Genomic DNA, 12,456 nt, shown 5'->3' on the forward strand with positions numbered 1-12,456 from the left:
GAAAGATTATATCTTTCGCCTTTTTATTTTTAAGGGTATTTTCTTTTTACTGATGCTATGCTTTCCTTTATGATGTTGGACAACATATCCGCATTGATATCGGACAGTCTTTTAATATAGACACAAGCTTTGCTCATCTTAAACTTACCTAAACCCGCTAGGTTTGATTTTTCACTATCTTCATCACAGCTACATATGTAAAGGGAAATAGCTGTTTTACGCGGAGAGAATCCTATTAATGGAGCATCACCTTCGTGCCCACTTGCATATTTATAATGATAGCTGCCAAAACCGATGATGCTGGGACCCCAGAGTATTGCAGGTTGACCCGTAATCTCCGACATTATTTCCACGAGTCTAAGACTGTCAGTTTTCTTCTGTTCATCCGGTATTTGGTCAATAAAATCCGCAACAGAATTTGTAGTTGCCCTTGTTTTATTTTTTGCCATAACTAGAAAATAGGAGTGAGCTTGTAACCTTTCGCGGACAATAGTTTGATTAACCCCTTGTCACCAACTAAATGTCCGGCACCAACCGCGAAGAGATTGGACGACTCCTGCATTTTTGAAGGCATCTTGGTTATCCAATCTTGGTTGCGCTTGGTCAAGAAATCAGCTTGCTCTTCTTTGGACAGATAGCTGTTGTCATAAATGATTGTTTCTAAATCTTTTAGATTTTCTGCTTGATATGCTGTAACCATTTTCTTAGATATGGCTGGCATATCATCCATCATATTTAAATAGGTAACGAGATCAGAGGCTTGAAACATTTTGTTCAGCATATCCATCTGAAATTTCAGTGTTTCTAAATCATCTATTCTTTTGCCTGCTGCTGTAGCCATGCTCTGCAGATCTACCTCCATTGTTTTAATATTCCGAGGGTCACTACAATTCAACGTTTTTAAGCTTAATATGGATACAAATACTGCTGGCGACATCATGTCAAGCATCCGTATAGATAGCTGTTGTGAGGTCAGTATACTATCTACCTTTGCTAATTCAGCAGGTGTCAACCCTTTTAGAAACGTGGTATCTGGCTTCATCATTTCAGGGATAATCGCTTTATTTTCTTCTGAGCCAATATTCACTTCAAGAGTCAGGACGTCTACCAATGGAATCAGGTTTTTGATTTTATCTTTTAAACTATAATCTTCTTCACACATCACGTGTAAAGTCCCCAATAAATAGGAGTCTTTCTTCAACCCATTTCCTGAAATTTTCCATAACAGGGAATTCTCCTGAGCATGAACTGAAATTGTGGCTACAATAAAAGCAATGATAGCCAAGAATGATATTTTTTTCATATTATAAAGTGTTAGTGCTGTGTTAGTCTATTAAAGTGAAATAATGTTACACATATAAAAGAATCTTTTCTCCACATCTGTATTAAATCTTCATTTATGTGATTCGATTTTTTGAGATAATGGATTAGATTCCTTTATTTTAAAGGTTGATTTCACGTTCAATATTAATCTCACTTAAGAAATAATCATCATGTGACACAATCAATAATGTACCGCGATATTCTTTGATAGCCGCAGTTAAGATCGCAATATTTTGGATATCTAAATTGTTGGTAGGTTCGTCCATGATTACCAGATCTGGAGCTATGTTATAGGTGGTCAAGCAGCATAGACAAAGTCTCATCTTTTCACCTCCGCTCAAGCTCGAACAAGGTTTGTCCCAGCTTTCCTTCGCAAATAGGAATCGATTTAAACGGATTTTGATTTCATGCTCCTGTAATCCCGTATTATTGAACTGTTGGACTTGATCATAGATGCTGCATTTTTGATCAATCATTGAATAGTCTTGATCGATGTAGACAGATGTATGTTCGGCACGGTATAGTTCACCGCTATAGGTTTGAATTTTTTGTAATAAGATCTGTATTAGTGTAGACTTACCAGCTCCATTCTTTCCTTTTAGGGCAATACGTTCGGTACTGGAGATACTGAAACTCAAGCCTTCTTTCCATAACAATTGGCCCGTATAACGCATGTTGAGATGACTTGTTTTGAAAAGTATTTTTCCAGGATGTAATGCGGAGTCTGCTAGGCCAAATTTTATCCTATCACTATCGGGGATTTCCATACGCAAGCTTTGTAGCTCGTCTGATAATCCCTTGTTTTTTTCGCTATGTGTATCTTTCAATTTGGCGGTGCTTTTTTCAGCATTATTGCGTAGCGTATTCATCATTATCCTTGAAACACCTTCTTTTTGTTGTTTGGCTTTACCTCGTGCATCTAATTTTTGTTGACGCTCTATCGTTTCGCGAGCTTTGACTTTTGATTTCCGAATTTCCTTTTCTAGATGCTTGACGTTTCCATGCAGCGCTTCGAGGTATAAATTTTTCTCCTCGAGGTAAAAGTCATAATTACCATTATAGTATACCAGTCCTGAAGAGCTCAATTCGTAGATGGAATCAAGTTGGTTTAATAAAGAGCGATCGTGGCTTACTAATATCATCGTACATGAAGTATCTCGAATAAGTTGATATAACAATGCACGATGGTTAGCATCGAGCTGATTACTGGGTTCATCGAGTAAGATCAAATTAGGCTGATGAATGCTGATTCCTGCTAAGAAGACTTTAGTTTTTTGTCCACCGCTCAACGATTCCAATTTTTGTTGCAGGTCCAGATGTGACAGGTTCCAATAACGCAATGCCTCTTGGCAGCGATCTTCAATATTCCAATCGTCGTCAAGAGTCGTTAAATTATCTTCTGTGACAATACCTGATAATATTTCATTTAATGCTGCTAATTTTGATTCAATTTTTAAAGCTTGAGCAATGGTGAGGTGATTGTACTGTCCAAATATCTGGGGAACATAATAGGTGTTACCTAAAATACTAATTTGGCCTTCCGAAGGCTGCAGTTCTCCAGCAATTATCTTTAATAGGGTGGATTTGCCGACACCATTGTTACCAATTAGAGCGATTTTTTTATTGTCTTGTATACTCAGATTGATGTTACGAAACAGTACATCTTTATTGAGATGCTGATAGGAAATATTTTGTAAAATAAGCATAATTTCTTTTTTTGATGCATAGAGGATGGTAAGCTTATTAAATGCTTACATTTTTATTTTTGCAAAAAGAAATTATTGATTACATGGATGTGCTTGATTTTGAGATTTCTGAAGCAAAGATAGTAATGTTTTTTTAAGATTAAAAATAATCCTAAATCCTTTAGAAGAATAAGCGGAGTATTTTCCTAGTGGTTTACCCATATCTAGATCTATGGATTTACCCATGGAAATCTTAAAGTTTTACAAGTTTTAACCATAATATTGCAAACAGTGAAGGGGAGTTTAAGATTAGCTTTGCGGTAACATTATGAAAAAAATACTCGTCATACTCCTTTCCATGGTATATCTGGTGCTGTCTTCGGGCTTTACCCAGTATGCACATTTATGCAAGGGAACTGCTATGATGCAAATCAGCTTGACGAATATCAACGATAACCCCAATAGCCCATGTGCGATTTGTGTTGCTAAAGAAAAGGGGTTAGACAAGAAAAAGAAAGATTGTTGTAAAATAGAGGCTCAGGTCTTTAAAACCGATGAGGCAGCCAAGAAACAGTCTAGTTTTAAGTTTTCGGTTAAGTTTTGGGGCGATGCTATTCCCAATAGAACATTAGGAGCTGTCTTTGATAAAGGATTGTTATTAACGGCTTCTAACCATAACTATTATTCGTCTGCCAAAATCCCGCTTTTTAATAGACCGCTTTATATCCTAAACTGTATTTACAGAATTTAAAAATATAGGTATTGAATTCGATATTAAGTATATCCGACTGACTGTGATATGCTATTCATTCTTTATGTATAATTTTTAATTTTTTGTCTATGAATCTAAAATTCATGGCATCAATTAGTTTCTTGTTTGCTTTAAACTCTTCGAGTTTCGCGCAAGTATTGAACTTATCTGATGCGCTAGAACGTGCTATTGCATACCATGATAAAATAAAATCAAAACAGATCATTGTGCAATCCACCGCACAGAATACAATCTTTCAAAACAAACAATACCTACCTGACTTGACCTTGGGGGCACAACAAAGTTTTGGCACAATCAACGCACAGAACGGGCCATTATATGCTCATAGTGGGTTGGGATCAGCGGCAACTTCCATGCCTCTGGCAGAACAAAACTGGAATGCAGCATTTGGGTCGCTGTATTTTGCCAACATCAATTGGAATGCATTTACTTTTGGGAAACGAAAACATCAGATAGCATTAGCAACTACTAAAGAAGGTGTTGCAGTAGCCGATATGGACCAGGTTGTCTTTGAATATCAAGTTAAGGTCACGGCTGCATATCTCAATTTACTGGCAAGTCAAAGACTCAAATTTGTACAGCGGAAAAATACGGAACGTGCCCAAGTATTCTTTGAGATGACAGATAGTAGGGCAACAAGTGGACTGATACCAGAAGTGGACGCTTCATTAGCTAAGGCAGAAGTGTCGCATGCCAAATCGCTAGAAATCAAAGCTTATGATAAAGAACTGGCATTCTCCAAAAATCTTGCAGTGCTACTCAATGATAAATTTCAATCCTACCAATTGGATAGTCTTTACAATACGCGTGTGCCTGTGATGAATTGGGACGGCAATATTTCAGTCGTTAAAAATCATCCGGCATTGGAATGGCAACAACGTAGGATAGAAGAAAGCAAACAGCACGAACAGTTTATCCGAAGTCATAAAATGCCTAATTTCAATCTATTTGCAGTTGCACAAGCACGTGGTTCTGGATTTGATTGGAATTACGTTCAAGATAATACAGCTTACTCTTCTTCCTACCTGAAAGGTGCAGGTATCCAAAGAAGCAATTATCTGTTGGGCGGGACATTGAGTTGGAATCTGACGAATATCTTCCGTTTTAATAGTAAAGTTAAAGAACAGCAGTTCCAAACTGCTGCTTTAAAACAGGATTTCACCCTATTGCAAAAGGAGTTGCTTGCAGAAACTGGGTTGGCTCAAGAGCAATTTAAAAATGCAAGTGATAATCTGGAGGAAACCAAGATACAACTCACGGCATCGCAGGTAGCATACAAACAACATACTGCGCTATATGAAAATGGACTAACAAATCTGGTCGATTTTACACAAGCTTTGTACAGTTTGAATAGGGCAGAAATTGATTATGAAATAGCCCAAAATAATGTTTGGCAAGCGCTGCTATTACTAGCATCGGCTCAAGGAGATATTTCCATTTTATTAAAAGCGACTCAATACTAATTTTACAAGAATGAATTTAATCAGATTTGCACTTCGCAAGCCAATTTCCATTATGGTTATGGTGTTGGGGCTTTTATTTTTCGGAATTAGAGCGGCAAAAGAAATACAGGTAGATATTCTTCCAGAGATGAATTTACCAGTTGTCTATGTAGCGCACTCTTTCAACGGATACACACCGCAGCAGATGGAAGGCTATTTCACCAAAATGTACGTTAATATGATGCTTTTTACGAATGGTATAAAAAGTATCGAAACGAAAAATACGCAAGGATTGACCTTAATGAAAGTTAACTTTTATGAGGGAACGGAAATGGGCGAAGCTATCGCTCAACTGACGGCATTATCCAATCGTTCACAGGTATTTTTACCACATGGTGCTCCACCACCATTCATTATCCGGTTTGATGCTTCATCTCAACCCGTGGGGCAGTTGGTTTTTCGAAGTGAGACGAAAACTAATAATCAATTGCAGGATATTGCCAATTTTACGGCACGTCCTTTTCTAATTGCTATCCCGGGTTTGACAACAGCTCCACCATTTGGTGGGAGTCCGCGGACGATAGAAATCAATATAGATCCAAATAAGCTTCGTGTGCATCAACTATCACCAGAGCAAATCGTGGAAATAATAAGTCGACAAAATATAACCTCTCCATCCGGGAATGTATACATTGATGATATTAATTACCTGACACCAACCAATAATACGTTGAAAAATGTTGAAGAATTTGGTGATATCCCGCTATTTAAAGGTCAGGTAGACAACGTGTATCTTCGAGATGTAGCAACTGTAAAAGATGGTGCCGATATCACGGCTGGATATGCGCTTATTGATGGTAAACGATCCGTATATATCAATATCGCCAAATCAGGAAAAGCATCGACTTATGATGTAGTCCAATACTTAAAGAAGGTCATCCCTAATATTCAGAAAAACTTACCCGAAGATGTGCATATTTCCTATGAATTCGATCAATCCGTCTATGTCATCAATGCGGTGAAAAGTTTAATTATAGAAGGAATATTAGGAGCATTGTTAACGGGCCTGATGGTTATCTTATTCTTAAGGGATAGACGGGCTGCACTTATCGTCATTCTGACGATTCCGATATCCATTATTTCGGGGGTACTTTTTCTTAAATTATTCGGCCAGACTATCAACATCATGAGCTTGTCGGGATTAGCTTTAGCAATCGGTATTCTGGTCGATGAAAGTACGGTGACCATTGAGAATATCCACCAGCATTTTGCCCTGAAAAAAAATAAGGCAAAGGCTATATGGGATGCTTGTCAGGAAATCGCTTTCCCTAAATTATTGATTTTACTCTGTATCCTCGCTGTATTTGCACCTGCCTTGGTCATGACGGGTATACCAGGGTCATTGTTTATGCCTTTGGCATTGTCCATTGGTTTCTCCATGATAATCTCCTATCTCATGTCCCAAACATTTGTGCCCATCATGGCCAACTGGATCATGAAAAACAATCATGTAGCAGAGGAAGAACAGAAAGAAACCGCTTTTGATAGATTTAAAGTACGCTACAGCAATTTTTTACAAAAATTAATGCAACATAAGAAGTTGGTCGTTTCTTCAAGTATGATTTTGATTATGGGTCTTGTGGGTATTTTATATCAATACACAGGTAAAGATGTATTACCAAATGTCAATTCAAGTCAGTTTCAAGTCCGTATTACGGCACCTGAAGGAACGCGGATAGAAAAGACCGAGGAAAAAGTAAAGGCGGTATTACAGGAGTTGAACGCGCTGATTGGAAAAGATAAAATTGCTATTTCTTCAGCTTATGTAGGTTTACACCCCTCAACCTTTGCCGTAAGTCCAATATACCTCTATAATGCTGGTCCACATGAAGCGCTATTGCAAGTGGCTTTGAAAGACTTTAAAGGTAACGCAGATCTTTTGAAGGATGAGATTCGAAATCATATACAAAAGAAAATGCCCGAGCTTAAATTGTCTTTTGAACCGATTGAGCTCACCGAAAAGATACTGAGTCAGGGAGCGAACACAGCTATTGAAGTCCGTATTTCAGGAATGATGAAAAAGATGAATGCGATGTCTGCGAATAAATTAATGGGCAAGCTAAAGGAATTGGATTATCTACGTGATCTGCAAATTCCACAATCAATGAATTATCCTGCTTTGGAAATTAATATCGACCGAAATAGAGCCGCTCAGTTGGGGCTTGATGCACAAGATATTGCAAAGTCTATGGTAGCGAGTACCGCATCCTCAAGGTATACGAGCAAAAATATGTGGGTAGGTGGTATGATGGGTATTGCTTATGATGTGCAGGTACAAATGCCTCAAAACATATTAAACAGTCAAGATGAATTGGCCAATATTCCACTTGCTAGGGATTCGGATAGACCTGTTTTGGGGGATGTAGCAACTATAACGCCAGTCAAGGAACTTGGTGAAAGTTACAATTTAGGAACGATGGGTTATACGACAGTCACTGCCAATGTGCATCAAACTGATCTAGCGAGAGCTCAAAAGGATGTTGAGGCGGCGATAGCGTCTTTAGGTGAGTTGCCTAAAGGGGTCAACATACAGGTTGCCGGAATGTCTCCAGTTCTAGATGATACGATGGCGAGTCTTGCCAATGGTTTGTTGATTGCTATTATTGTCATTTTCTTGATGCTTACGGCTAATTTTCAATCCTTCAAAGTATCACTAACGATTTTAACAACAGTACCTTTTGTTGTGTTTGGATCATTGATACTCCTCAAATTGACAGGGTCGACCATCAATATGCAGTCGTATATGGGTGTCATCATGGCTGTTGGAGTTTCCATAGCCAATGCTGTGTTATTGATCAGTAATGCAGAGACATTACGCCTGAAAAACCAGAATGCCATGCAGTCTGCATTGACGGCAACGAGTCTCCGAATTAGGCCGATTATCATGACAACTTTAGCGATGACAGCGGGTATGTTACCTATGGCAATTGGTTTTGGAGAGGGGGGCGATCAAGTATCACCTTTGGGAAGAGCAGTAATCGGTGGGTTAATCGCTTCTACGTTTTCTGTTTTGATCATCTTACCATTAGTATTTGCTTGGATACTGGGTAAAAGTAAAGTTCAGTCACCATCCCTAGACCCAGAGGATGAAAATAGTGTGCATTTTAACAATTAGAATAAAAAAATGAAAAACTTAATATATATAACAGCAGCATCGGCACTTATTTTCATGTCTTGTACTGACGCTAAGAAAGAGCAAAAAGGAGAAAAGAAGACCGAAATGGGAAATATGATGATGAATCCTTTTGAAACGGTTCTGATTAAAAAAACGAATCCATTGGTGATTTTGAAATTGGCCGGTGAGCTGCAGTCAGATCAAAGCACGGAGCTATTTGCCAAGATCAATAGTTACGTTAAAAATATACGAGTCGACATCGGTGATCGGGTATCTCAGGGACAAGTTTTGATGACTTTAGAAGCCCCAGAGATACAATCGCAGGTTGCTAATGCTAAAGCTAAATTCAAGGCACAGCAAGCAGTCTATCTTTCCACAAAGGCTACTTACGACCGCATGATTAAGGCGAATGAAACCCAAGGTGCTTTCGCTCGCGATGCTATGGATCAGATAACAGCTCGTAAATTGGCCGATGAGGCTCAATTGGCTGCTGCTGAATCTGCTTATAAGGAGCTCCAAAATATAGATGATTATCTGGTTATCCGAGCTCCTTTCGACGGTGTTATCACCGAAAGGAGTGTCGACCTAGGAGCTTATGTTGGTCCCATGGGTAATGCACCTTTATTGATCATTCAAAACATCCACAAAATGCGATTGAAACTTTCTATTCCGGAAGCGAATACACCCTATATTAAGCTTGGTGATACAATCGAGTTCTATGTAAGATCCCAACCTCAACATAAATACTTCGCTAAGGTGAGTCGAAAATCTGGAAGTCTCGATCTAAAATTACGTTCGGAAAAAGTAGAAGCTGATTTCATCAATATCAATCATGCGCTGAAACCTTTTATGATTGCTGAAGCACGAATTGCTCTACAAAATAATGAGGCGACATTCTTTGTTCCAAAATCAGCTATTGTAGATAGCAATTTGGGAATTTATATCATCGCTGTAGCTGGAGGTAAATCGAAAAAGATTCCCGTGAGTAAAGGTCGTATCATGACTGATATGGTGGAAGTGCTTGGCGAACTGCATGAAAATGATGTTATTCTTAAAATGGGTAATGAAGAAATACAGGATGGAACAGCTATCCCAAACAAATAAAATAATTAAAATCATGATAAAACAATTCAATAAAATAACGATGATGGTTCTGGCTGACATTGTATTGATATCCTGTAATAATGAAAGATCGAAAGAGACGGACGTAATGAGTGGTATACCAGCACAAACGAAGGTTGCTGATAATCATGTTACGGGCAATTCTACACCTCAAAAAGGAGATCAGGTGCCCAATAATCTGGTGTGTATGGTCAATGATGCTTATATGGGGAAGCAACAATTGGAAGTTCCGCATGACGGAAAGATGTATTATGGTTGTTGCGAGATGTGTAAAGAACGAATCCCCAACGATGCCGCAGTCCGTGCAGCTATCGACCCCCACAGCTTAAAAAGTGTAGATAAAGCTCATGCTTATATTGTTTTGATAGGAGATCATGATGAGGTTGCTTATTTTGAAAGTAAAGATAATTATGAAGCATTTCTGCAATCGGCTAAGTAGGAGTAGGTAATGGATGAAAGGCTCAATCGAAAGGTTGGGCCTTTTTATTTGTTATGGTTCGCCCATCGTGTTACTTTGAATTGCTATCATTGAAAGTACTGACAGCTCTGAAAAACGAACATAGCATCGTTTCAAAGCCTTTATGTAGCAATAAAGATAGGATTCGAGATATTTTAATATCATCAAAATAATCTAGTACATTTATTGAAATATTTTAAAGTAAAAACTTGTGATATCCGTCTACTAAGTATATGAACGCTATTCATACTTTAAACATGTCTTATAAAGAATCATCTTCTATATCCGAAGTTGTCAAAAACTACGGCACTCAATTGCTTCGTTTCATTAATGGAAAGGTGAAGAAAATAGAAGATGCTGAAGATATTCTACAAGAAGTTTGGTATCAGACTAGCCGACTTACTAATGTTGATCAGCTTGAGAACATAAGCGGATGGCTTTATGCAATTGCTAAAAATAAAATAACAGATCTTTATCGAAAGAAAAAGACAGAGTCTCTCGAAGATCATAGTTATGAAGATGATGAAGGGCGATTGCAGATAAAAGAACTATTGCTCTCCGACGATACAAATGATGCAGAATTGAAGATGTTTAAAGATGTTTTTTGGAATCATCTTATGAAAGCTTTAGATGAATTGCCCGAGAAACAAAAGAATACTTTTTTATGGCATGAGATTGAGGAGATGACCTTACAAGAGATCGCTGATCAAGAAGGTGAAAGCATTAAAACCATCATTAGCCGTAAAGGTTACGCAGTCAAGCATCTTCGAAAAAGACTTCGTGCGCTATACGATGAAATCGAATATAATAGATAAGATATGAACAATAGATTTAGTAGCAATAAAAAGGGTAAGTTTTTATTTATAATACCCTGCGTGATCATACTTGCCTTACTATTTGTATGGGGAGTGCAGTTATTATGGAATGTGCTCATTCCCGAAATATTTGGCATGAAGACCATCTCGTTTTGGGAGGCATTTGGAATCCTACTTTTATCTAAGATTCTTTTTGGAGGATTTAGATTTAAAGGTAGAGGGAATAGAATATGCAATAAACGTGACTTCAATTCACCATGTCGGCATATGACAGATGATGACCGATCCAAATTTAAAGAAGAATGGAAGCGTAGGTTCTCATCCGTATGTCAAGATCGTAAAAATGATGATGAAAATCAAATTTAGTATTGCCTAGAAACCGAAAAAAGGGCAGAGAATTTTATTTCTCTGCCCTTTTTTATGTCTTAAAATACTGTTTATTCAATGATTATCCTTGATAATTGATTTTTATGCTCAAAAAAGTATCGTTCGTTTAAAGTATTATTATTGTTCATGCGTCTTCTATTTAAAGGCCTTTGAAATAATTATTAACAAGACATGAAAAATAAAATGAGATTTATCATACCAAAACTTATAGGCGCTACCCTCATTGTTGGATTGCTGACCTTTGTCCTTGGACTTCTATTTAAATTATTAATAATGTGTACTTTTTTAGGCACAGCAATAATGCTTATAGCAGCTAAATTGCGAAATAGAAAATCCCGGAAAGTATTACACGGCCACAGAAGTGCCATTTCACCAGATCCGCAAACAGAATCTTATACAGCGGTTCGTCCGCAATCTGTTGACGTTCAATCTAACTTTGCGATTATTCCCATTCATTAATATTAATAAAAAGACAATGTTTAATAACAATAACAACACGACTGACTGTTTTGAAAGATACGGAAATTTGAAAAATCTATTCGAAAAACAATTTGGGAAATTAAGAAAGGAGGAATCGATAAATAGTCGACCACCTGTAAATATTGAGGAGAATGCGGAATTTTTCACTTTACAGTTATACGCTTCAGGTCTAAAAAAAGAACTGTTTAAAATTGAGTTAAAAGATAAGATCCTGACCATTTCTTATCAAATTGAAGACCAAGAGTATGAATCCGAGGGGCAGTACATGTATCGCGAATTCGTGCCGCAATCATTCCAAAGATCATTCCAATTGAACGAACAGGTATCTACAAGAAATTTAACGGCGAGCTACGAAGACGGAGTCTTGACAGTTATTTTACCAAAAGACGTATCGTCTTTTAAACCAGCTCAAGATATCAAGGTTGGCTAATAATCGATAGGATAATAAAGCCATTCTATTAAGGATGGCTTTATTATTAACAGTATTTGACATTTGTATTTTTGTTACATTCTTTATTAACATAGTTTTGTAATAAGCATTAGACAATACATGTATGTACAATCTATTTTTAATTCTTGCATATGTAGATACAAAGTTTTATTATTGTATCGTAAACCGAGTAAATTATTCTTTCTAATCGTGTGCAAGTACTTCTTATGTCTATATCATTCATTGAAATACACGAACAAATTTTATATTCTGTAGCATAAGCTATGCCTGTAACATCAGTAAAGATTCGGTATTTTTCACGCTAAGAGCCTATGAGTGATCCATTTTTTAAAGAAAGTTGGACAGGC

The 12,456-nt window shown here is 37.4% G+C and carries 12 protein-coding genes; 9 read left to right on the forward strand and 3 right to left on the reverse strand.

The features are described 5' to 3' along the window. Positions 1-29 precede the first annotated feature (29 nt). From KO02_RS09410 to KO02_RS09420, 3 genes are all read right to left on the reverse strand, one after another. On the reverse strand, positions 30-449 hold the full coding sequence (locus KO02_RS09410; RefSeq protein WP_038697793.1) for a DUF1801 domain-containing protein: 420 nt from the start codon (positions 447-449) through the stop codon (positions 30-32). A gap of 2 nt (positions 450-451) precedes the next feature. Continuing rightward, positions 452-1,303, reverse strand: coding sequence for a TraB/GumN family protein (locus KO02_RS09415; RefSeq protein ID WP_038697795.1), 852 nt, complete (start codon positions 1,301-1,303; stop codon positions 452-454). Positions 1,304-1,442: 139 nt separating this feature from the next. Further along, complete coding sequence (locus tag KO02_RS09420; RefSeq protein ID WP_038697797.1) at positions 1,443-3,029, reverse strand: ABC-F family ATP-binding cassette domain-containing protein; 1,587 nt, start codon at positions 3,027-3,029, stop codon at positions 1,443-1,445. Positions 3,030-3,336: 307 nt separating this feature from the next. Between KO02_RS09420 and KO02_RS09425 the strand changes: the two genes are divergently transcribed. The 9 genes from KO02_RS09425 (at position 3,337) to KO02_RS09465 (ending at position 12,088) form a co-directional block, all read left to right on the forward strand. After that, positions 3,337-3,759, forward strand: coding sequence for an HYC_CC_PP family protein (locus KO02_RS09425; protein WP_038697799.1), 423 nt, complete (start codon positions 3,337-3,339; stop codon positions 3,757-3,759). 89 nt (positions 3,760-3,848) lie between these two features. Next, the gene (locus KO02_RS09430) at positions 3,849-5,243 is read left to right on the forward strand and encodes a TolC family protein (protein WP_038697801.1); all 1,395 of its coding nucleotides are present in this window, start codon (positions 3,849-3,851) and stop codon (positions 5,241-5,243) included. A 10-nt stretch (positions 5,244-5,253) separates the two neighbouring features. Further along, positions 5,254-8,397, forward strand: coding sequence for an efflux RND transporter permease subunit (locus tag KO02_RS09435; protein WP_038697803.1), 3,144 nt, complete (start codon positions 5,254-5,256; stop codon positions 8,395-8,397). 9 nt (positions 8,398-8,406) lie between these two features. Further along, positions 8,407-9,501, forward strand: coding sequence for an efflux RND transporter periplasmic adaptor subunit (locus tag KO02_RS09440; RefSeq protein ID WP_038697805.1), 1,095 nt, complete (start codon positions 8,407-8,409; stop codon positions 9,499-9,501). 13 nt (positions 9,502-9,514) lie between these two features. Beyond that, entirely contained in the window at positions 9,515-9,958 is a 444-nt protein-coding gene (locus KO02_RS09445; RefSeq protein WP_038702426.1) for a hypothetical protein, read from the forward strand. Positions 9,959-10,233: 275 nt separating this feature from the next. After that, positions 10,234-10,791 carry an RNA polymerase sigma factor gene (locus tag KO02_RS09450; protein WP_235212377.1) on the forward strand — a complete coding sequence of 186 codons (558 nt, stop codon included), beginning with the start codon at positions 10,234-10,236 and terminating at the stop codon, positions 10,789-10,791. 3 nt (positions 10,792-10,794) lie between these two features. Beyond that, on the forward strand, positions 10,795-11,157 hold the full coding sequence (locus KO02_RS09455; protein WP_038697809.1) for a hypothetical protein: 363 nt from the start codon (positions 10,795-10,797) through the stop codon (positions 11,155-11,157). Positions 11,158-11,349: 192 nt separating this feature from the next. Continuing rightward, a complete protein-coding gene (locus KO02_RS09460) occupies positions 11,350-11,637 on the forward strand; it encodes a hypothetical protein (RefSeq protein WP_038697811.1) in 288 nt (95 codons plus the stop codon). A 16-nt stretch (positions 11,638-11,653) separates the two neighbouring features. Then, positions 11,654-12,088 (forward strand): Hsp20/alpha crystallin family protein, encoded by a 435-nt coding sequence (locus KO02_RS09465; RefSeq protein ID WP_038697813.1) that lies wholly within the window; start codon positions 11,654-11,656, stop codon positions 12,086-12,088. Positions 12,089-12,456 lie beyond the last annotated feature (368 nt).

Source organism: Sphingobacterium sp. ML3W (assembly GCF_000747525.1).
In the GTDB taxonomy this organism is placed as follows: Bacteria; Bacteroidota; Bacteroidia; order Sphingobacteriales; family Sphingobacteriaceae; genus Sphingobacterium.